19 protein-coding genes and 3 pseudogenes are annotated in these 20,103 nt (G+C 66.4%); 15 read left to right on the top strand and 7 right to left on the bottom strand.

Annotated features, from left to right (window positions below; genetic code table 11):
* Positions 1 to 44 precede the first annotated feature (44 nt).
* Complete coding sequence (locus HGB39_RS24610) at positions 45 to 488, bottom strand: DoxX family protein (protein ID WP_005575322.1); 444 nt, start codon at positions 486 to 488, stop codon at positions 45 to 47.
* Positions 489 to 712: 224 nt separating this feature from the next.
* Here HGB39_RS24610 and HGB39_RS40275 point away from each other — a divergent pair, with 224 nt between their 5' ends.
* Both HGB39_RS40275 and HGB39_RS40280 read left to right on the top strand, forming a co-directional pair.
* The gene (locus HGB39_RS40275) at positions 713 to 856 is read left to right on the top strand and encodes a hypothetical protein (RefSeq protein WP_265146040.1); all 144 of its coding nucleotides are present in this window, start codon (positions 713 to 715) and stop codon (positions 854 to 856) included.
* Positions 857 to 1,147: 291 nt separating this feature from the next.
* Positions 1,148 to 1,267 (top strand): annotated as a pseudogene (locus tag HGB39_RS40280) (GvpL/GvpF family gas vesicle protein); the annotation flags it as partial.
* Positions 1,268 to 1,353: 86 nt separating this feature from the next.
* Here the strand turns inward: HGB39_RS40280 and HGB39_RS24620 are convergent.
* From HGB39_RS24620 to HGB39_RS24630, 3 genes are all read right to left on the bottom strand, one after another.
* Positions 1,354 to 1,716 (bottom strand): cupin domain-containing protein, encoded by a 363-nt coding sequence (locus HGB39_RS24620; protein WP_005261941.1) that lies wholly within the window; start codon positions 1,714 to 1,716, stop codon positions 1,354 to 1,356.
* Positions 1,717 to 2,188: 472 nt separating this feature from the next.
* The gene (locus HGB39_RS24625; protein ID WP_054246528.1) at positions 2,189 to 3,682 is read right to left on the bottom strand and encodes a wax ester/triacylglycerol synthase family O-acyltransferase; all 1,494 of its coding nucleotides are present in this window, start codon (positions 3,680 to 3,682) and stop codon (positions 2,189 to 2,191) included.
* Between the two features lie 64 nt (positions 3,683 to 3,746).
* A complete protein-coding gene (locus tag HGB39_RS24630) occupies positions 3,747 to 4,085 on the bottom strand; it encodes a hypothetical protein (RefSeq protein WP_005572294.1) in 339 nt (112 codons plus the stop codon).
* Between the two features lie 1,015 nt (positions 4,086 to 5,100).
* Here HGB39_RS24630 and HGB39_RS24635 point away from each other — a divergent pair.
* The gene (locus HGB39_RS24635) at positions 5,101 to 8,073 is read left to right on the top strand and encodes a UPF0182 family protein (protein WP_210752958.1); all 2,973 of its coding nucleotides are present in this window, start codon (positions 5,101 to 5,103) and stop codon (positions 8,071 to 8,073) included.
* 303 nt (positions 8,074 to 8,376) lie between these two features.
* On the opposite strand, the gene HGB39_RS24640 is transcribed toward HGB39_RS24635, so the two are convergent.
* Positions 8,377 to 8,553 carry an enoyl-CoA hydratase-related protein gene (locus HGB39_RS24640; RefSeq protein WP_005569057.1) on the bottom strand — a complete coding sequence of 59 codons (177 nt, stop codon included), beginning with the start codon at positions 8,551 to 8,553 and terminating at the stop codon, positions 8,377 to 8,379.
* A gap of 26 nt (positions 8,554 to 8,579) precedes the next feature.
* A pseudogene (locus HGB39_RS24645) lies at positions 8,580 to 8,672 on the bottom strand (LysR family transcriptional regulator); the annotation flags it as partial.
* 247 nt (positions 8,673 to 8,919) lie between these two features.
* Here HGB39_RS24645 and HGB39_RS24650 point away from each other — a divergent pair.
* The 7 genes from HGB39_RS24650 (at position 8,920) to HGB39_RS24680 (ending at position 15,342) form a co-directional block, all read left to right on the top strand.
* Positions 8,920 to 10,266 carry an MFS transporter gene (locus tag HGB39_RS24650; RefSeq protein WP_005569055.1) on the top strand — a complete coding sequence of 449 codons (1,347 nt, stop codon included), beginning with the start codon at positions 8,920 to 8,922 and terminating at the stop codon, positions 10,264 to 10,266.
* Between the two features lie 5 nt (positions 10,267 to 10,271).
* Positions 10,272 to 11,465: a CaiB/BaiF CoA transferase family protein gene (locus HGB39_RS24655; protein WP_043790938.1), complete on the top strand. Its 1,194-nt coding sequence runs from the start codon at positions 10,272 to 10,274 to the stop codon at positions 11,463 to 11,465.
* 24 nt (positions 11,466 to 11,489) lie between these two features.
* A complete protein-coding gene (locus HGB39_RS24660) occupies positions 11,490 to 12,683 on the top strand; it encodes an acyl-CoA dehydrogenase family protein (RefSeq protein WP_005569053.1) in 1,194 nt (397 codons plus the stop codon).
* A gap of 46 nt (positions 12,684 to 12,729) precedes the next feature.
* On the top strand, positions 12,730 to 13,725 hold the full coding sequence (locus HGB39_RS24665; RefSeq protein WP_005569051.1) for a LysR family transcriptional regulator: 996 nt from the start codon (positions 12,730 to 12,732) through the stop codon (positions 13,723 to 13,725).
* Positions 13,725 to 14,078: a YidH family protein gene (locus HGB39_RS24670; RefSeq protein ID WP_005569049.1), complete on the top strand. Its 354-nt coding sequence runs from the start codon at positions 13,725 to 13,727 to the stop codon at positions 14,076 to 14,078. The genes HGB39_RS24665 and HGB39_RS24670 overlap by 1 nt, the downstream gene beginning before the upstream one ends.
* Positions 14,079 to 14,399, top strand: a complete 321-nt coding sequence (locus HGB39_RS24675) for a DUF202 domain-containing protein (protein WP_005569046.1) — start codon at positions 14,079 to 14,081, stop codon at positions 14,397 to 14,399. It abuts the gene before it with no gap.
* Positions 14,400 to 14,517: 118 nt separating this feature from the next.
* Entirely contained in the window at positions 14,518 to 15,342 is an 825-nt protein-coding gene (locus HGB39_RS24680) for a bifunctional allantoicase/(S)-ureidoglycine aminohydrolase (RefSeq protein ID WP_005569045.1), read from the top strand.
* Positions 15,343 to 15,415: 73 nt separating this feature from the next.
* Here HGB39_RS24680 and HGB39_RS24685 read toward each other — a convergent pair whose 3' ends face one another.
* The gene (locus HGB39_RS24685) at positions 15,416 to 16,315 is read right to left on the bottom strand and encodes a helix-turn-helix transcriptional regulator (RefSeq protein WP_064080249.1); all 900 of its coding nucleotides are present in this window, start codon (positions 16,313 to 16,315) and stop codon (positions 15,416 to 15,418) included.
* Between the two features lie 101 nt (positions 16,316 to 16,416).
* Here HGB39_RS24685 and HGB39_RS24690 point away from each other — a divergent pair, with 101 nt between their 5' ends.
* The 5 genes and pseudogenes from HGB39_RS24690 to HGB39_RS39640 all read left to right on the top strand — a co-directional run bounded on the left by HGB39_RS24690 (position 16,417) and on the right by HGB39_RS39640 (position 20,087).
* Positions 16,417 to 17,367, top strand: coding sequence for a zinc-binding dehydrogenase (locus tag HGB39_RS24690; protein ID WP_005569042.1), 951 nt, complete (start codon positions 16,417 to 16,419; stop codon positions 17,365 to 17,367).
* Positions 17,364 to 18,794, top strand: coding sequence for an MFS transporter (locus tag HGB39_RS24695; RefSeq protein WP_005569040.1), 1,431 nt, complete (start codon positions 17,364 to 17,366; stop codon positions 18,792 to 18,794). Before HGB39_RS24690 ends, HGB39_RS24695 begins: the two co-directional genes overlap by 4 nt.
* An 83-nt stretch (positions 18,795 to 18,877) precedes the next feature.
* The gene (locus HGB39_RS24700) at positions 18,878 to 19,762 is read left to right on the top strand and encodes an aldo/keto reductase (RefSeq protein WP_005569039.1); all 885 of its coding nucleotides are present in this window, start codon (positions 18,878 to 18,880) and stop codon (positions 19,760 to 19,762) included.
* Between the two features lie 29 nt (positions 19,763 to 19,791).
* Positions 19,792 to 19,926, top strand: a pseudogene (locus HGB39_RS38975) (cupin domain-containing protein); the annotation flags it as partial.
* A 38-nt stretch (positions 19,927 to 19,964) separates the two neighbouring features.
* A complete protein-coding gene (locus HGB39_RS39640; protein ID WP_005569037.1) occupies positions 19,965 to 20,087 on the top strand; it encodes a hypothetical protein in 123 nt (40 codons plus the stop codon).
* The last annotated feature ends 16 nt before the right edge of the window (positions 20,088 to 20,103 follow it).

Genomic DNA, 20,103 nt, shown 5'->3' on the forward strand with positions numbered 1-20,103 from the left:
CGCTCGGTGTCCATGGCATTCGATGCCGGGCGGGGGTGGGTGGTTCAGGCGCGTCGGACAGGCACGATCGATCGAACCCGCGCGTCACGCAGGAACAAACCGCCCCACACGAAGATGCCGACATAGATCGGGAACAGGGTGGTGCTGATGATGGGCTGCTCGGTGAGCATGTTGGTCGCGACCGCTCCACCGAGGTATCCGGTCAGCAGCACCGCGCCCAGGATGGACGTGGCGGGCACGAGGTACAGAATCAGGCACACCAGCAGAACGACCCCGATGACACGGTTGAGGTTCTCGGCAAAGCCCAGCTCGGCCATCGCCTCGCGCACCATTTGGGTGTTCGCGATGTGGATGAGCGAGTCGAACAGGAGAAACAACACCACGAGGGCGCTGACGACAAGTCCGGCAACTCTGGCCTTCTTCGTGGTTTCGCCTGTCGGCGCCGGTGCCGCGTTGGAGGTTCCCGTGGAGGGTGGTGTCGATGTCATGAGACTTTCTCCTTGTTGTTCATGAAGCTGCACACCGCGTCTGCACGCTTCGTGTCTACTCACACCAGTACAGACCAGAGGCGACGGGAAAACTCACCGCGGGGAGGTCGTGAGCGAAAGGGGAATCAGGTTTGCGTCGGGCACGACCTCGAGTCGGTAAACGCCGGTGACGTAGCGGCCTGAGAGTTCGGGCCCGCGGCGAACGAGTGCGGTGGGCGAGGTCAATGCCATTGCGCGATACCGATTCATTGCGCCGGTCAGCCACCTGTGTCGAGTACCTCGCGGCGCAGGCGGTGGTCAGCGACGCGGATTCGGCGAAGGACGAGTTACTGTCGGCGCCCGCGGACGAATTCGCCGCCGCGTTGTAACGACTGGGGGGGCCAAGGCCCGGTACGTCGTCAGGGGCCGCTACGTCGAGAAGGCGATCTGCGAACGAGCAGGCGGCGAGACTGCGCGACGAGATCCGCGACAAGCGGAGGATGCCGACCGCGACGCTCGCATAGCGCTCGGGGAACTCGTGAGAAACGCGATCGCCGCCAAGTGAGACGAGGACACCCGGATGGTGGTCGAAGTCCTCACGAGCTCGCTCACACTCTCGATGTGCGTGAACCCACGCATGAGGAGGGGGCCGTGCAAGTCGCGGTCCTGACCGGCAGGACGAACTCGAGCAGACCGTGGGTGAATTCGCCCGGGACTGGGACGGCCGGATCGAGATGCGCCTGCTCGGGCCGCTCGCCGCGTACGACTTCGCCGGGACACAGAAGCCGGAGCAGAGCTGATTGACGGGTCTACTTCTGCGTTGTCATTCGTCGCGGCGGGGTCTCCGGCGCAGGTTCGCGGTATGCAGGTTGCGGCAGCGGAGGGTCTACCGCTTGGCGTAGTCGGCGACGCCGGTCCAGTCGATGACCACGCAGGGCTCGTCGCCGAGAATCCAGGCGTCGTGTCCGGGCGGGCAGATCATGAGATCACCGGGGCCGAACTCCATGTCCTCCCCGTCGTCCATGACGATCTTCATACGACCCGAGATGACGTAACCCATGTGAGCCGCTTGGCAGCTGTCTGTCTTGGCGATCGGTTTGACGTGCTTGGACCACTGCCAGCCGGGCTGGAAGGTCGCCCTCCCCACCGCGCCGGAAGTGACATTGACGAGCTCGAGCTTGCCCATGTCGTCCTCGAAGGGGCGGGTTTCCTCGGGTGAATCGAGACTCTTGCGGATGAGACCGGACATCGGTTGTCCTCCCACGTCGTTGTGGCGGCACCCACGGATGCGACGGACCTTCGACCGGCAAATAGGGAACCGCGGGCTGAAGCGAATTCCTGGCTCTTCGATTCTGGGCTGGCACCCTGGTTTGCCGCAATATCGAGCGGCGGCCCGTGGGTGGGGACAGCGGCGCTCTGGCGAACAACTCCGCACTGAGGCCGACAGATCCTCAGTCGAGATGGATGGCCGAGATGCAGGCCGATCCTCGCGGCGGAATGACCATCGACGACGCCTTCTTCCCGCACGATGAGGACTTTCGGGGTCTGCGGGGATTCCTATACAGCGAGTCGATCGCTCAGTTCCATGTCATCGCGGCGATGGCCGGATCCGCCCCACAGGACTGCCTCCACGCAATATCGCGTCCGGATAGACGTCCGGATAGAGCCGTGACTGTCTACGGATTCGGGTCGGTAAATGGTGGTGCCGATGTCGAGAGCGGTTACCTCGACTCCGGGGGCCGGCGGGGGCGCAGGTATCGGACGTTGCGGGTACACGCGGTCAATTCGGAGAGGGCCTGGTGTAGCTGCCCGGTCACGTCCCACACATCGGGGACGAGGTTTCGGCAGGCGATGATGCCGATGTCGAGGTGCCGGCCGTAGGACATGGCGGCGATGGTGATGCCGCCTGCGACGTCGCTGACGGCGGAGACGGGAAAGTTCCCGGTTACTTCGATGCCTGCGGCATACAGCGGCCGAGCAGGGCCGGCGGCGTGGGAGATGATCAGGTTGACCGGTGGCGTGGGCATGGTCAGCGTCCGCAGCGGTGTGCGCGAGAGCAGACCGCGCAGCGCCCGCGGCAGCGCGGCGCCGAAGTCGCGGACGAGCGTGGCGGGTGCGGCGCGGAAACGTTGGGGTGCCGCCGTGAGCGAGGTGTGCACCTTTTGCAGCCGGCGAGCCGGGTCGGATTCGTTGATCGGAAGGGCGATGGGCAGGAGGGAGAGCCGATGGCCGGCGGCCGCGAACTGTGCGTCGGTGCGCCCCGCGATCGGCATGGCGGCGGCCATGGCCGTGTCGGGCAGGGCATCGTGGTCGATGAGCCAGCGACGCAGCACGGTGGTGCACAGCGCCGTCACCACGTCGTCGACGGTGAACCCCATCGCGGTCCTGACCGCCTCGACCTCGCCGAGCGGCAACGAGGTGAACGCGAAGCGTCGGTGCGCGGTGGCGGGGCCGGTGAATGGGGTGCCGGGCGGTGTCAATGCCTCGGCCGTCGGCTCGTCAGCCGACCACCGCCAGGCGCGCGGGGTCAGCCGGCGGGCGAGTGTGCCCAGCAGGTCCGCGCCGGGGACGGTGAGGGTGCGGGCGAGCTCGGGCAGGTGCGGTGCCAGCCGGAGCGAGGACCACATCAGCCGTGCGGGCAACAGTGCGAGATGCCAGGCGCTGTTGCCGAGCATCCCCAGGGCGCCGGCCGCCTGGTACTGCTCGTCGCTGAGCCGGTGCGGCACCGTGCGGGGTCGCGGGGTGGTGTCCATCAGCACGGCGAGGGCCTGCGCCGCGGTCAGACCGTCGATCACCGCGGGGTGCACCTTGGTGTAGATCGCCTGCCGGCCACCGGTGAGCCCGTTCACCAGATAGCACTCCCACAGAGGCCGGTTGCGGTTCAGTGGACGTGCCGAGAGAACGGAAATCTGCTCGGCGAGCTGTTCGTCGGTGCCGGGACCGGTCAGAGCGACCTCCCGGATGTGATAGCCGAGGTCGAGGAACTCTGAGTCCACCCAGTAGGGCCGGTCGAGCCCGAGGGGTACCTCCTGTAGCCGCCACCGCAGTGGCCCCACCAGGTGTAATCGACCCTCTGCGAGCGTCCGGAGGTCCTGCACCGTGAGCCCGCCACCTGGCGCCGTGGGGCCGAGGACACTCAGTACCCCGACATGGGTGGAGGTGGTGGATGTCTCGGCGTCGAGGAACTGCGCATCGAGTGAACTGAGCTGGTGCATAAGGTTTTTACCTGGATTGGGTGAGCCAACTTGCTGGGCGAGCCCACAAGGCGTCACCACAACGCTACCCCGCGACGCGTCCCCGTGGTGTCCCAAACAATTCGTTCACCGAATCCTCAATGAGCGTCGATCGAACCACTTCGAATTGGCGCACACCGAGTTTCGATTTGCGGCCGCCGGAACGGCCGCACGCGGGCAGCAGCGAGGGTTCGTGCGGATATCCGCCGGTCGGGGCGTTGAAGATCGTCGGCGGGGACGGCAGGCGCGCCTTCTCGCCGAAGGCCGGTCGGTGAAGCGCAACGTGGGTTCGGAAGGTGCCGTGGCCGTCGATCGCACCCTTCGAATGCCACGAAATCCAGTGGGTGCCATCAGGACGCCAGATTCGGTTGCCGCAGAACGCCAAGTCTCGATCGGGACAGAAAACTACGGGCGGCGAATGGTCGTAGCATACGTATCGGCGTTTCCTGCAACTCTCGGGTTCCGACTCGCGAGGTCCTGTTCAATCGGCGGCGTAACGTCCTGTCAGCCGCAGGGCAGAACGGTGCCCAGCAAGCTGGGGGCCGAGCTGCGCCGCAACCTGGCCGGCCAGCGACCCGTGCAGCCTGTGGGCCGTCGACGGCCCCCAATAATTCGCAGAAGTCCGATTCCGACGCCGCATCGTGGTTGCCGCCGAACAAGAGATGCCGGTGCATATGCGTCTCTCGGCGGTCGACGTGAAAGCCCCTTACCGGCTGTGCGTGACCGCGGCGGGGGCTCCCCGCTTCGAATCACGGAGTGTTCCGTCCGACCGGGCACCTTAGGCCGTTGATTCTTCGCCGCTTGTCGTGTTCGGCTCGGCCTGGTTCTCGCCTGGACACCGCTATCGCCCGAATCGACGAGATGACCTCCGCAGCGACATGGTCAAGCCGAGCGACGCGGACCTGGCCTGGCTGCGGCCAGGCGATCGCCACCATGACCGACCGCGACCTGCTGGCCCGTAGAACCGATCGGCAGCGGCTGCGGACGATCGGCCTCGACGACCTTCGAAGAATTTTGCACCGCGCGAACGCTGCGCGGCACGGACCATCACCTCGGCCGGCGAACAGCCTCCCCGCACCGATGCTCTCGCTGCAGCCGGCCGACAAGCATCGACGGGGTGTGCCGGTCGGCGGGTGCCAGGGTGCCCTTGACGGTCGTTTCCGCTGTTCCGCCGATCAGGTCACCGCGATGACCTGAGGGCGCAGTGTGTCACCGGACGAGGAGGCACCGGCGACGAGCTGCGCCATCGAACCCGGCGGCACTCGTTCCGGTGCCGAGTGCGCCGGCCAGGACGAGCCCGGCGCCGCCTAGAATGGGGTGATACGGACGCCTTCGCTGCATCGGGCGGGGTAGTCCGCGACGGCTGGACTCCTTGCGAGCCCGACCCGTGGGAGGTGGCCATGCAACCGTCCGACCGGATGCGGGCGCTGCCGCGGCGGGCCCGGGTCACGATCATGGTGACGGTGGCTCTCGTTGCGTTGCTGGTGATCGGGCCGCGTCTGGTCTTGGTGTATACCGATTGGCTGTGGTTCGGTGAGGTCGGCTACCGCCGCGTGTGGGGGACCGTGCTGGTCACCCGGCTGATCCTGTTCACGGCGGTGACGCTGCTGGTGGGTGCGATGATCTTCGCGGCCATGGTGTGGGCGTACCGGTCCCGCCCACTGTTCGCGGTCGAGGACTCGGCCGCGGCCGAGGCGAAGGATCCGCTCGAGCGGTATCGGACGGAGGTGCTGCGCCGCCCCCGGTCGTTCACGGTGGCGATCGCGCTGCTGCTGGCGCTGCCGTTCGGGCTGCACGCGCAGGCGAGTTGGGAGACGGTGCAACTGTTCTTGCACGGCGGCGGCTTCGGCACCGTGGACGCGGAGTTCGGGTACGACATCGGCTTCTACGTCTTCGACCTGCCGTTCTACCGCTTGATCCTGACGTGGCTGTTCATCGCGGTGTTCCTGGCGTTGCTGATCGGCCTGGGAACCCACTACCTGTTCGGCGGCGTCCGGCTGACCCCGAGCAAGGACCACGTCATCGAGGTGTCCCGGCCGGCGCGCATCCAGCTCGCAGTGCTCGCGGGCACGTTCATCGCGCTGAAGGCGGCCTCGTACTGGTTCGACCGGTACTCCTTGTTGTGGAGCGGCCGGAAGGAGCCCACCTTCACTGGGGCCGGATACACCGACATCAACGCGGTGCTGCCGGCCCGGTTGATCATGGTCGCGATCGCGGTGCTGTGCGCGGTGGCGTTCTTCGTCGCGATCGCGGTGCGGGACCTGCGGATCCCGGCGATGGCCACGGCACTGCTGGTGCTCTCGGCGATCCTGGTCGGCGGAATCTATCCGGCGCTGATCGAGCAGTTCTCGGTCCGCCCGAACGCCGCCGACCGGGAGAGCCCCTACATCGAACGCAACATCGCCGCGACCCGGCAGGCCTACGGACTCGGCCCGGACCGGGTCGACTACCTCGACTACCCCGGGGTGGGCACCCGGCCGCCCCGGGACATTCCCGCCGACGTCACCACCATCGCCAACGCCCGCCTGCTGGACCCGACCGTGCTCTCGCGCACCTTCACCCAGCAGCAACAGCTGAAGAATTTCTACGGCTTCCCCGAGCACCTCAACATCGACCGCTACACCATCGACGGACAACTCGCAGACTACATCGTCGCCGCCCGCGAGCTCTCCCCGAACAGCCTCAGCGGCAACCAGACCCAGTGGATCAACCGGCACACCGTCTACACCCACGGCAACGGGTTCATCGCCGCCCCCGCCAACAGGGTCAACGCCGCCGTCCGCGATGTCGCCGGGCAGAGCGCGAGCAGCGACAGCGGGTACCCGATATACGCGGTCAGCGACATCGCCTCCCAGGCGGGCGGCGACCAGGTGATCCCGGTCGAGCAACCGCGCATCTACTTCGGTGAGGTGATCGCGCAGGCGGACCCGGACTACGCCATCGTCGGCAGCCCGGAGGGTGCGCCGCCGCGCGAGTACGACACCGACACCGCCCAGTACACCTACACCGGCACCGGTGGGGTGCCGGTGGGTAATTGGGTCAACCGGTTGGCGTTCGCCGCCCGGTACGCCGAACGCAACATCCTGTTCTCCGGCGCCATCGGGCCCGAGTCGAAGATCATCTTCAACCGGGACCCGGCCACCCGCGTCGAACACGTCGCTCCATGGCTGACCACCGACTCCAACCCGTATCCGGCGGTGGTCGGCGGCCGGATCGTGTGGATCGTCGACGGCTACACCACCGCCGCGCACTACCCGTACTCGCAGGTCGGTTCACTCACCGCGCCGGTCGTCACCGAGACCGGCCGCACCTCGCCCCCCGAGCACGTGTCCTATGTGCGGAACTCGGTGAAGGCCACCGTCGACGCCTACGACGGCACCGTCACCCTCTACCAGATCGACGAGAACGACCCGGTCCTGCGGGCGTGGATGAGCGTGTTCCCCGGCACCGTGCAGCCGCCGAAGGCAATCCCGACCGAGCTGCGCGCGCACTTCCGCTACCCCGAGGATTTGTTCCGCCTGCAGCGGGACCTGCTGGCGAAGTATCACGTCGATGATCCGCGGGAGTTCTTCACTACCAACGCGTTCTGGTCGGTGCCCAGCGATCCGACCGCAGACACCGGTGGGGAGCAGCCGCCGTACTACGTCCTGGTCGGCGACGCCGAGACCGCGGCCCCGTCCTTCCGGCTCACCAGCGCCATGGTCGGCTTCAACCGCGAATTCCTCTCCGCCTACCTCTCGGTGCACTCCGACCCCGAAAACTACGGCAGGATCGATATTCTGCGGTTGCCGACGGATACCCAGACCCAGGGCCCGCGGCAGACCCAGAACTCGATGATCTCCGACACTCGCGTCGCGTCCGAGCGCACCCTGCTCGAGCGGTCCAATCGGATCTACTACGCCAACCTGCTGACGCTGCCGATCGCCGACGGCGGCATCCTCTACGTCGAACCGGTTTTCACCGAACGTTTGACCAGCACGCCCAACGGTTCCACCTTCCCGCAGCTGGCCCGGGTGCTGGTCAGCTACCGCGAACCGGGCACGGGCGGAGTGCGGATCGGCTACGCCCCCACTCTCGCCGAGGCCCTCGACCAGGTCTTCGGCACCGGCACCGGCGCCGTCGCCACCGCACCCGGCGGCGACGCCACCACACCACCACCTACCGGCGGGCAACCGCCGCCGCCGCCTCCACCGGGCGCCCCGCCGCCGGCGGCATCGGACCAGCTGACCGCCGCGGTCCTCGAACTCAACGACGCCCTGGCCAACCTGCGCGAGGCGCAACGCACCGGCGACTTCACCGCCTACGGCGCGGCCCTGGACCGCCTTCAACAGGCCATCGACACCTATCTGGTCGCCGGCGGAACCCCGCGTTGACGCGTCCCCTCCGCACGCTCCGTTCAATGACGTTGTGCTGTAAAGAAAGTCACAGGTTCGACGACGTCGGGTAGGCCGGCCAGAACCACCCGCCGGCCGCGTACGTGCACCCCGGCCCGTCCCTTCGCCGCCCTCGACCCGATGGCGGCGTTGGACAAGGCGACTACCGAACGGCTCGAGGATTCCTGGAGGACCTCTAGCGTGAGGCAGTGCCACATTCGGGCACGGGGCACCCGTTCCTCATGTAAGACGCGCGGTTCGGGTTCGACCCGCACGGCAATCGGCGCGCAGCGCGTCAGGGAATCAGATGCCGGCGAGGTCGCCGGGAAAGCCGGCGGTCGGGAAGTCGGTGTTGAAAACGACACTGTCCGATGCGATTCGGAAGTCGGCTGCTGCTGCCATCGACAGACTGGAGTCTGCGCAGCCGCCGTTGATGGCGGCGATGGTCGGTTGCGGCATCAGGTACAGCCGCTGCGTCACCTGGCTTGGCAGCCGAAGACGCGAAACGACGGCTGGGCGACGTGCAAGGCCTCGGCCGCTCTGTTGATGCCGCCGTTGTCCACGACTGCAGGAAAATACTCCATCTGCCGCACGTCCATGCTGGCAACGTGACCCACTGGGGCACGCGTCCGCAGTGCCCCAGTCTGCCCGTCGTTGTGGCCCCGGTTCCGGCTCGCAGGACGTACCTGACCAGAACCTATAGGCAAAACCGTATGGTCCGACCGCGGATTGCCGGTTGATGCTGCGCCGCGACTCGGCTGTGCTGTTGGTACCGCTCCCGGGACCCATCGCATCTGCCGTCGGGGCCATCCACTGCCTGAGCGCTCACACTTCCGGAGGATATTCATGGTGACGATCGAAACCAGTCCGGGCGACACCGGACAGCGGCGGCCGCGCCCGGCGAGCCGTCGTGCGTGGGGCATTGTCGTTCTGCTGTTCCTGTTCTTCACGCTGAACTTTGCCGACAAAGCCGCGATCGGACTGGCGAGCCACCAGATCCGTGACAACCTCGGAATCACCGCAGGTCAGTATGGGTTGCTCAGCAGTGCCTTCTTCTGGCTGTTCGCGGTCGGTGCGGTCACCCTCACCGCGGTACTCCGCAAGATCTCGTACACCTGGGGTGCCGGACTGCTGATGGTGACCTGGATTGTCAGCATGTTGCCCCTGACCGTTCAGACGTCGTTCGGTGTGCTCCTCGCGTGCCGAATTGCGTTGGGCTTCTTCGAAGGTCCCGCGCACGCGCTGTGTCAGTCGATCGTCGCCGACCGCTTTGCGCCGGACAAGAGGGCGACGGCCGGCGCCCTCGTCAACGCCGGCTCCTCGGTGGGCCCGCTGGTGGCCGCCCCCGTGCTGACCTGGGTGATCCTGACCTGGTCCTGGCACGCCGCGTTCGCTGTCCTCGTTGCCCTGGGTGTGCTGTGGGTGATCGGGTGGTTCTGGTACACCGAGAAGCTGCCGCTCAAGCGGACCGAGGCTGCGGTCGAGGGCGTCGCGAAGATCGACGACCCCAACGGCCACATCGTGGTTCCCTTCCGCCGCCTGCTGATGTTGCAGAGTTTCTGGGGCCTGGTCCTCCTCTCGTTCGCCGGTTACCTGATCTCCTCGCTCAAGGTGGCGTGGCTGCCGGCGTACATGAACGAGGGGCTCGGGTACTCGGCGAGCACCGTCGGCACGCTGGTGACACTGCCGTACATCGTCGCGGTTGCGGTCCTGCTCTCGGCGGGGCTGCTGTCCGGCCGGCTGCTCCGGAGGGGCTACAGCGCACGGGTCGCGCGCGGCTACCTCACCGGGGCGTATCTGCTGGTCGGAGGCATCTCGATGGTGATCTTCACCCAGCTCGCGCCGGGACCGTTGCAGCTGATATTCGTGATTGCCGCGTTTGCGGTCAACAGTGTCGCGTTCTCCGTCGCCTTTGCCGGTGCGTCCGACTTCCTGCCGGCCCGGCAGCGGGTGGCGTTCTTCGGCTGCATCATCGCCGCCTACAGCGTCGCGGGCATCGTTGCCCCGTACGCCCTCGGACTGATCGTCGAGCATGCACCCAGCGCGGCGCAGGGCTACTCGACCGGTTTCATGTTCGTCGGCATCACGGTGTGCGTGCTCGGTGTCGTCGGTGGCGTGATGCTCAACCCCGAGAGGGCCAAGGCCAGGCTCGAGAATCTGACCGCCGAATACGCGGCGCGAGAGGCACGGTGAGCACCATGCGTGGACCCCTCACCGGCATCCGGGTACTCGACCTCGGCCAATACATCGCCGGACCCAGTGCCTGTCAGACCCTCGCGGATCTCGGCGCGGACGTCCTGAAAGTCGAGAGCTTGCGCGGCGATCAGGCTCGGAGTATCGGTACGTTCGGCGAAGCGATGGTGCAGGCCTACAACCGGGACAAACGCAGCATCGCCCTCGATTTGAGCCGAGAGGAAGCGCGGGTGATTCTCCACCGGTTGCTGGCCGAAGCCGATGTGCTGGTTCAGAATTTCCGCAACGGCTCCGCCGAACGTCTGGGAATCGGAGCGGACGAACTGAGCCGCCGTTACCCCCGGCTCGTGCACGGAAGCGTGACCGGATTCGGGGTCAACGGGCCCTCGAGCGCCCGTCCGGGACTCGACATCGCAGCGCAGGCGGAGTTCGGGCTGATGCATGCCACCGGGGAAGCGGACGGGGAGCCGCAACGGCTGGGGCTGCCCGCCGCCGACGTCACCGCGGCCAATGCGCTCGCCACCGGCATCCTCGCCGCGCTGTACCGGCGAACTTCGACCGGTCGAGGCGCGCACGTTCAGACATCGCTGATGGAGGCGACACTGGCGATGCAGGCGGCGAACTGGGGGGAGTACACGATCACCGGGCAGGCACCGCGGCGCAAGGGCAACGGCCAGGCACACGCCGCTCCGGCTGCAGACGTCGTCAGCCTGACGGACGGAAAGATCGTGCTCTCGGCCTACACGGACGAAAAGTGGTCTGCTCTGTGTCATCTCATCGATCGCCCGGACATGATCGACGATCCGCGGTTCGTCGACAACCCGGCGCGCGTCGCGCACCGGCACGCACTCTTGGCGACTCTGTCCGAAGCGTTCGGCACGATGACGCGCGATCAGGCCGTCGAGCGGTTACTGTCCGCCCAGATAGTATGCGGCGCAATACGATCCTTCGACAACCTGGCCGAAGACAAGGACGTCGTGGCGTCCGGGGTTCTCGTCGACGTCGCCGGAGCCGACGGCACGTCGTTCACCAGTCCCGGGCTGGCATTCACGCTCGACGGCCGTCGCCGCACCACATCGGTCGCCGCACCGGCCACCGGTCAGCACACCTCGGCCGTCCTGCACGAACTCGGCTACACGGACGAGGAAGTGGCCGGACTGTTCGACAGCTGCGTTGTCGGCGACTCCGCACTCAACTGACACCCATTTCGAAAGGTTCCCTACATGATCGACCCAGAGGTCTTGGACTACGACTTCCCCACCTACCTGAAGGTGATCGCCGACTTCACCGAAAACGAACTCGTCCCAGCCGAGAACGAGATGGTCGAGGCGGGTGCGGTTCCCGCCCGAATCCTCGACCGGATGGCGGCACTCGGCCTGTTCGGCATTTCCATACCGCGCACGTACGGCGGCCTCGAATGGTCGATGGAGCAGCAGGTACGGCTCACCTTCGAATTCACCCGTGCATCGTGCGTCTACCGCTCACGCTTCTCGACCGTGATCGGACTGTGCTCGCAGGCGATCCTCGATCACGGCACCGAGGAACAGCGCCTGCGGATGCTTCCCGCCATGGCCGCAGGCGAGTTGGTCACGGCATTCGCCCTCACCGAGGAAGCGGCAGGCTCGGATGCGGCCCACCTGCGCACCACCGCCGTGCGTCGAGGCGACGTGTACCTGCTCGACGGATGCAAGCGCTACATCACGAACGCCGCCTGGGCGGACGCGTTCATCGTCTTCGCGCGGACCGACGAATCGGACGAGGGCGCCGGCGGGGTGTCAGCCCTCATCGTGGACGCCGACTCGCCCGGCGTGCGGACGGCCCTGCCCACGATCATGAACGGGCACGCCGAGGCGCCGGTCGGCGAGATCTACTTCGACGGTGTCGAAGTGCCTGCTGCGAACCTTCTCGGGGGCATCGAAGGCGCGGGGCTGACGATGGCACTGCGCGGCATCAATCACGCGCGTCTGCATGTCGCCGCGACCTGTGTCGGTCAGGCGACTCGCATGTTGGAAGAGACGACTTCACATGTCAACGGCCGCAGACAGTTCGGTGCTCCGCTGGCGGATCTCGGCGCGGTTCAGGCGACGCTCGGAGCCGGCTTCGCCGAACTCGAGGCCGGACGTGCACTGACAGTGGAGAGTGCGCGAGCCTTCGACGAGGGCGACATCCCACGCCACCGCATCGCCGCCGCCAAGCTGTACAGCTCCGAGATGGCGAGCCGGGTCGCCGACCGTTGCGTTCAGCTTCTGGGCGGTGAGGGCATCGTCGGTTCACACCCCGTGCCGCGGATGTGGCGTGACGTTCGTGCGCTCCGCATCTACGAGGGATCCTCGCCGATCCACGAGCGGAACCTCGCCAAGGCCATGATCAGACAAGTCGGCGTCGACGGGACACTGCCCGACTCCTACCGCGCCTGACACGGAAGGAGTGCCGGTCCGCCGGGGCGGAGGGAAGTATGAGGCCATGGACATCCGACAACTCGAGTACTTCCTAGCCGTTGTCGAGCACCAGGGTGTGAACCGGGCGGCTCAACACCTGCACGTCGCGCAGGCATCGCTCTCACAGGGCATCCGTCAGCTCGAACGTGAGCTGAAGCTGAGCCTGTTTCACCGGACCGGCCGAAATCTTGTGCTCAACCCCGCGGGCCAGCTGCTGGTGGAGCCTGCCCGCAAAGTGCTCGGCGACCTCGTCGCTGCGCAGGACATCATGCGCGGGGCTCGTGAACTGCAGGTCGGGTCTGTCACGATCGGCACGATGCCGGAGATGTCCAGCGAGGCGGTCGCCGCGTGGAGTGCCTCGTTCACGGGTCTCTACCCCGAGATCCGGATCGAGCTGTTGGAGTTCCCCGGCGCCAGGGAACTCTGCGACGAGGTGCTTGCCGGGCACTGCGAGCTCGGATTCACCACCTTTCCCGTTCCGACGGAGAACCTCGAGCGAGTGGAACTGGGGGACCAGAGGCTGTTGCTCGTGATGCCGCCCGGGACCGCCACCCCGGACGCGCCGTTCGAGCTGCGGCGGCTCGAGGGTGTGCCGCTCGTGGTGAGTAACTCGGCGCTACGTGAGAACGACATCGTCGCCTCGATGCTACGACGAGAGTCGGTGATTCCACTGGTCCGGGCGCAGATGCCGAACCGGCACGCGCAGATGACGCTGGTCCTCAACGGTGCCGTCAGCGCATTGCTGCCGCTGCGGATGGCGACGGCCGCTCACCGATTGGGCGCGGTCGTCGTCGAAACCGATCCGGAGATCCGGACGCCGTTCGGCATCGTGCACCGCCCCGGGGCCCTGACCCCCGCCGCACGGAGCTTCGCCGTCCAGAGCCACGCGGACCTGGCACGGCGCAACGCCCGGATCGCCGAACTGGAGGAAGCAGGCGCGTCGCTTCTCGACGCCGCCCTGACGGAACAGGCCGAAGGGGAAATGAACAGACACCGCACTCGGAAAGGACCTGGCACCTGATGCCGAACTGGACACCGTTCCGTTCCGGAAAGGACCCCGACCCACGCTTCACGCTCGCGAACGAACGCACCTACCTGGCCTGGATTCGCACGGCCACGGCATTCGTCGCCTCCGGGCTCGGGGTCGAGGCCTTCGGTGGCAGTCTGCTCCCGCCTGCCGTTCGTACGGGGCTGGCCGCACTGCTCCTCATTTCGGGTGCCGTCGTCGCGGTCGCGTCTTTCGTCCAGTGGATCAGTGCCGAGCGAGCACTGCGGACGGGCCGCACGCTGCCGGTTCCGGTAATGGCACCGGTCGTCGGTGTGGTGCTCGTCGTCTGCGCATCCGTCTTGGTCGTCGAAGTTCTGAGGTTCTGAATGGTCGCGACTCAGTCGACCGACGCCGGGCTTCAGCCCGAGCGCACCTCGCTGTCCTTCGCGCGGACGAGTGTGTCGATACTCGGATCGGTAGTGGCCTGCCTGCGTTGGCTTCCGCCCGGCAACTCCATAGCGCTGGTCGGACCGGTGATCGTGGGCGCACTCGTTTCCGGAGTCACGGTTCACGAGCATCGGTCACGGTCCCACCGAATGACGCGATGTGCGACAGAGTCCGCAACACCGGCACTCGGCGCCGGAGCTCTCCTGGCCGTGAGCATCGTCGTGCTGAGCCTCAGTGGACTGTGGGTTCTTGCGCACTGACGCCCGGACTCGGGTGCAGCCGGCACCCTTCCCACGAATATTCTCGTGTGAGATCCACAGGCGGAAGATCGACACCACCGGTGGCACGCCACTGTCCCGACAAACCGATTAGGAAAGCATGAACTACTACGTTCCGCGAGGCGGCCTGCCGCCGCAAACCGACCTGACCACCGACCGCGCGGTCTTCACGGAGTCTTACGCGGTCCTGCCGCGTCGCACGATGAGCGATATCACCGCCAGTCTGCTGCCGCACTGGAATGGGACCCGGGCGTGGGTGCTGGCGCGGCCGTTGTCCGGATTCGCGGAGACCTTCTCTCAGTACATCGTCGAGGTGGCGTCTGATGGCGGCAGTGATCGTCCCGATGCCGATCCGGGCGCCGAGGCGGTCGTGTTCGTTGTCGACGGTGCGCTGACCCTCATACTCGACGGGGTCGAGCATGTGCTGGATGCGGGGGGCTACGCCTTCCTCGCTCCCGGCGCCCGGTGGACCTTGCACAACTACGGTCCGGCCACCGCGACGTTCCACTGGATCCGCAAGACCTATCAGCAGGTCGACGGCATCGAGGTGCCCGAGTCTTTCGTGACCCGGGAGCAAGATGTCGACGGCGTCGAGATGCCCGACACGAATGGGGCATGGAAGACCCAGCGGTTCGTCGATCCGACCGACATCCGTCACGACATGCACGTCAACATCGTGTCCTTCGAACCAGGAGGTGCGATCCCGTTCCCCGAGACGCACGTCATGGAACACGGTCTGTACATACTCGAGGGCAAGGCGGTGTATCTGCTCAACAAGGATTGGGTCGAAGTACAAGCGGGCGACTTCCTGTGGTTGCGTGCCTTCTGCCCCCAGGCGTGCTACGCGGGCGGGCCGAGTCGATTCCGCTATCTGCTCTACAAAGACACCAACCGGCACGCCGGCCTCCAACTCGGACTCTCCTGAATGTGATCATGATCCTGTGTGCCCCTGCCGTTGTCGCAAGGATGGCGGCATTCCGATCCGCTGTGCACAGGGATCAATGTGGTCTGCTGGGAGCGGTGTCTTCGGTGCCGAGTTGTTCCTGGCTGGCGGCCCAGGATGCGAGGAGTTTGAGGGCATCGGCGGTGGGTGTGCCGGCGGCTGCGGTGTAGATGTTCAGTTGTAGGCCGGGTTCGGAGGGAAGTTCGAGTGCTTCGAAGTCGAGGTCGAGTTGTCCGACAGCGGGGTGGCGCAGGCGTTTTCGCCCGCTGCGGTGGAAGCGGACGTCTTGTGACGCCCAGCGCTGGCGGAAGAGTTCGCTTTGGGTGGACAGTTCCCCGACCAGTGCGATGAGTGCTTTGTCGTGGGGGTTGCGGCCTGCTTCGAGTCGGAGCATGGCGGCGGCGTCCCTGGCAATGGTGTCGTAGTCGACGAAGAATTCTTCGGCCGCCTGAGGGTGGAGGTAGACGAATCGCGTGGTGTTGGCGGGGCGGCGAGGGTCGGCGAGCACGGGGAAGTAGAGGGCGCGGGCGAGGTCGTTCATGGCGATGATGTCGTGGCGGCCGTTGCGGATCCAGGCCGGTGCGCCGGTGATGGCGTCGAGTACTTGCTGGATTGCCGGGCGGACGGTCACCGCCGGGGTGCGGGGGCGGCGGGTGGTGCTTGCTTGCGATTGGCGGGCGAGGGCGAAGAGGTGGTCGCGTTCGGCGTCGTCGAGTTGCAGGGCGACGACCAGGGCGTCGAGGACGCTGTCGGAGGCGCCGGCGAGGTCGCCGCGTTCCATGCGGACGTAGTAGTCGACCGAGACACCGGCGAGCATGGCGACCTCTTCGCGGCGCAGGCCTTTGACACGGCGGTTGCCGCCGTACACGGGTAGTCCGCTCTGCTCCGGGGTGATGCGTGCGCGCCGGGTGCCGAGGAACTCGCGGATTTCGGTGCGCAGGTCGATCGAACTCATGAGTCCACGGTAGGCAGTGGCCGCCGGATGTGGGAGGTACTGGCAGTACCCGGAACGTCCGTGACTTCCCGGGCTGCCGGAATGGGGGTCAACTGGATGGCATGAAAGCGACGTACATGTTCGGCGCGGGCGATGTCCGCGTCATCGATGTTCCTGATCACACCATCCAGATGGGCCACGAGTTCATCGGTGTCGTCGAAGCGATCGGTTCGGATGTGAGGACGTTGCGGGTCGGTGACTTCGTCATCGCACCGTTCGCGGTGTCGTGTGGCACGTGCGTGTTCTGCGCCGCGGGTCTGCAAACCTCGTGTGTGCGCGGCGGGTTCTGGAATGACACCTCGTTGGGCACGGCGGGTGGTCAGGCCGAGGCGGTCCGGGTGCCGCTGGCCGACGGCACGCTCGTGAAGGTGCCGGTGGGCGAGGATGCCGACGATGCGCTGCTCGACTCCTTGCTGACGTTGTCGGATGTGTACGGCACCGGCTGGCATGCTGCGGTCCGCGGCGGTGTCGGCGAGGGCAGTGTCGTGACGGTGATCGGTGACGGGGCGGTGGGATTGTTGGCGGTGCTGTCGGCCCGCCGGCTCGGTGCCGAGCAGATCGTGTTGATGGGGCGGCACCAGGTGCGCACCGATCTCGGCCGTGAGTTCGGTGCGACCGATGTGGTTGCCGAGCGCGGCGAGGAAGGGATCGCGAAGGTTCGTGAGCTGACCGGCGGACTGGGCAGCGCGGTCGTCCTCGAGGCGGTCGGTCACCGGCCCGCTTACGATCAGGCCGTTGGCGTCGTCCGCGCGAGCGGAGTGATCAGTCGCGTGGGTGTGCCCCAGTACGAGGACGCGCCCGTCGGGTTCGGGAGCCTGTTCGGGCCGAACATCACCCTGACCGGTGGTCCGGCGCCGGTGCGCGCCTACATCGAGCAGCTGCTTCCGGCAGTCCTGGACGGCACCGTCCAGCCGGGGAAGGTATTCGACCGGACCGTCGGCCTCGGTCAGACGCCGGAGGGCTACGCCGCGATGGATTCCCGCGACGCGCTCAAGGTCGCGGTCCGGCCGTGACCACAGCTGTTTCCGGTCGCGCCACGGCCACCCCGGCCGCGGTACTGGGAATCATCCTGGCGAGCTATTTCATGGTGCTGCTGGACAACTCGGTGATTTTCACCGGGTTGCCGAGAATCCGATCCGGGCTCGAACTGTCACCGGCGGCGCTGTCGTGGGTTCAGGACGCTTACACTCTGGTCTTCGGTGGCCTGCTCCTGTTGGCCTCCCGCGCGGGGGACATCGTGGGGCGGCGCCGACTGTTCAGGATCGGTCTCGCGATTTTCGGTACCGCGTCCTTGCTCATCGGGCTCGCGCCGGCGGGATGGTGGATGATCGCCGCCCGCGCGGTGCAGGGAATCGGTGCTGCGATCGTCGCACCGACCTCGTTGGCGTTGATCACGACCTACTTCGACGGCGAGGCCCGCAACAAGGCCATTGCCTGGTACGCCGCAACGGCCGGAATCGGCGCCAGCCTCGGCCTTCTGGTCGGAGGTGCGCTCACCGAGTGGATATCCTGGCGAGCGGCGTTCCTGGTCAACGTCCCGATCGCGGTAGCCTTGATCGCCTGGTCGCGCACAGTGCTCGTGGAAACCCCACGTCGAACCGGACGGTTCGACGTAATCGGTGCTGTCGGTGCGACACTCGGCATGGGTGCCGTGATCTTCGGGATCATCGAATCCCCCGAGACCGGTTGGGGATCGGCACGGGTACAGATCGCTCTGGCACTCGGGGCCGTCCTGTTGATTGGGTTGGTCGTTCACGAGGGCCGGGTGCAGCAGCCGATCCTGCCGCTGCGGTTGTTCCGCAGTCGCGAACGCAGCGGCGCCTATACCGCTCGGCTGCTGTACCTCGGGGCGATGATCGGGTTCTTTTACTTCACCACCCAACTGCTCCAGGACGGGTTCGGCTTCTCCCCACTGCAAGCTGGACTCGGCTTCCTGCCGATGACCCTCGTCAACTTCGTCGTCGCGCTCATGGTTCCCCGGCTGAGCGCCCGGCTGTCGAACGAGACTCTCCTCGCTACCGGGACGGCGCTGACTCTGGCCGGCATGGCATGGCTGAGTCGCATCGACACACTCGATACGTATCTCGTGGACGTTGCACTCCCGATGATCCTGGTGGGCGCCGGGCAAGGCTTGGCGTTCGGGCCGCTGACGAACGCAGGAATCGCCGGTGTCGATTCGGCGGACGCCGGCGCGGCATCCGGACTGGTCAACACAGCGCACCAACTCGGAATGGCACTCGGGTTGGGCGTCCTCGTCGCACTCTCGGCAAACACAGGCAGCAACCTCGACGGACCGGCGGCGGTGACCGACCACGTCGGCACCGCGCTCACCGGCGGCACCGTACTGCTCGTCGTCGCGCTGGTCGTCGTCCTCACGGTGATCGTGCCCGCCGCACGGCACCGCGGTTCGGGTTCGGCTCTGCACCGACCCGCCGCATGAAATCCGCTGGTCGAACCAGGTACTGCCGGTACCTGGTTCGACAGGCACTCCCAGCGCGCGCTGACCGAACCTAAGGTTGAAACATGACCATTCCCCAATTGACCTTGAACAACGAAATCACGATGCCGGCACTGGGTTTCGGTGTGTACCAGACGCCGCCTGATGACACCGTTGCAGCGGTCGAGGCGGCATTGGAGGCCGGATATCGGCACATCGACACCGCCGCTGCTTATCAGAACGAACGCGAGGTCGGCGAAGCCATACGCCGTTCGGGCATCGATCGCTCGGACATCTTCGTCGAGACCAAGATCTGGATCACCGACTACGGCTACGACGCGACGCTGCACGCCTTCGACAAGAGCGCGCGCAAACTCGGCATCGATCAGATCGACCTGCTTATTCTGCACCAGGCACTGCCCGGCGAGTTCACCCTCACCGTCGAGGCCTACACAGCGCTCGAGACGCTGCTCGGGAACGGTCGCGTCCGCGCCATCGGTGTCAGCAACTTCATGTCCGACCACCTCACGCGACTGCGGGACGAAACATCGGTGGTGCCGGCGGTCAACCAAATCGAGGTACACCCGTACTTCCGTCAATCCGACGTGCTCACCGCCAACGCCGAACACGGGATCCTGTCCCAGGCATGGTCCCCGATCGGTGGGATCACCTTCTACCGCGGCGGCTCCCACGACTCCACACTCGACGATCCCACCATCGGGAACATCGCAGCGGCGCACGGCAAGACACCGGCGCAGACGATGTTGAGATGGCACCTGCAGCAGGGCCGCCAGGTGATTCCGAAATCGGTCACCCCGTCGCGTATCGCCGAGAATTTCGACGTCTTCGACTTCGAGCTCACCGCCGATCAACTCGCCGCGATCGACGCTCTCGACACGGGTGTGCGCGGCGGCCCGGAACCTGAGGACATCACCCGTGAGACATTCGGCCTCGAAATCCCCGAAGCCTGAGGAGTACGGAGAGCGACCCCGGTCAGCGAATGGTAGTGGCGAAAGTGCGTTTTGCGCCCGCCGTCCGCACCGCGTGGCATTCGCACGCCCAGGGTCAGACCCTGCACATCACCGAAGGAACTGCCTGGGTACAGTCCCACGGCGGACAGAAGGTCGAAGCACACGCCGGTCAAACCCTCTACTGCCCACCGAACGAACAACATTGGCACGGAGCAAGCACCGACTCGTTCATGAACACCTCGCCATGCTCGACAACGCCGACGACCCGGCCACCACCACGACCTGGCTCGAGCACGTCACCGACGACGAACACCTGACGGGGTAGTGTTCCCTCGCCACCC

The sequence above is a fragment of the Rhodococcus opacus genome (assembly GCF_012396235.1).
Classification (GTDB): Bacteria; Actinomycetota; Actinomycetes; order Mycobacteriales; family Mycobacteriaceae; genus Rhodococcus_F; species Rhodococcus_F opacus.

Bases quoted from the DNA above. Each gene is read 5' to 3' on its own strand.
- HGB39_RS24610 (WP_005575322.1), bottom strand. From the start codon at position 488: ATGACATCGACACCACCCTCCACGGGAACCTCCAACGCGGCACCGGCG.
- HGB39_RS24685 (WP_064080249.1), bottom strand. From the start codon at position 16,315: ATGAGTTCGATCGACCTGCGCACCGAAATCCGCGAGTTCCTCGGCACC.
- HGB39_RS24690 (WP_005569042.1), top strand. From the start codon at position 16,417: ATGAAAGCGACGTACATGTTCGGCGCGGGCGATGTCCGCGTCATCGAT.
- HGB39_RS24660 (WP_005569053.1), top strand. From the start codon at position 11,490: ATGATCGACCCAGAGGTCTTGGACTACGACTTCCCCACCTACCTGAAG.
- HGB39_RS24650 (WP_005569055.1), top strand. From the start codon at position 8,920: ATGGTGACGATCGAAACCAGTCCGGGCGACACCGGACAGCGGCGGCCG.
- HGB39_RS24625 (WP_054246528.1), bottom strand. From the start codon at position 3,682: ATGCACCAGCTCAGTTCACTCGATGCGCAGTTCCTCGACGCCGAGACA.
- HGB39_RS24665 (WP_005569051.1), top strand. From the start codon at position 12,730: ATGGACATCCGACAACTCGAGTACTTCCTAGCCGTTGTCGAGCACCAG.
- HGB39_RS40275 (WP_265146040.1), top strand. From the start codon at position 713: ATGCCATTGCGCGATACCGATTCATTGCGCCGGTCAGCCACCTGTGTC.
- HGB39_RS24620 (WP_005261941.1), bottom strand. From the start codon at position 1,716: ATGTCCGGTCTCATCCGCAAGAGTCTCGATTCACCCGAGGAAACCCGC.
- HGB39_RS24675 (WP_005569046.1), top strand. From the start codon at position 14,079: ATGGTCGCGACTCAGTCGACCGACGCCGGGCTTCAGCCCGAGCGCACC.
- HGB39_RS24655 (WP_043790938.1), top strand. From the start codon at position 10,272: ATGCGTGGACCCCTCACCGGCATCCGGGTACTCGACCTCGGCCAATAC.
- HGB39_RS24680 (WP_005569045.1), top strand. From the start codon at position 14,518: ATGAACTACTACGTTCCGCGAGGCGGCCTGCCGCCGCAAACCGACCTG.
- HGB39_RS24700 (WP_005569039.1), top strand. From the start codon at position 18,878: ATGACCATTCCCCAATTGACCTTGAACAACGAAATCACGATGCCGGCA.
- HGB39_RS24635 (WP_210752958.1), top strand. From the start codon at position 5,101: ATGCAACCGTCCGACCGGATGCGGGCGCTGCCGCGGCGGGCCCGGGTC.
- HGB39_RS24670 (WP_005569049.1), top strand. From the start codon at position 13,725: ATGCCGAACTGGACACCGTTCCGTTCCGGAAAGGACCCCGACCCACGC.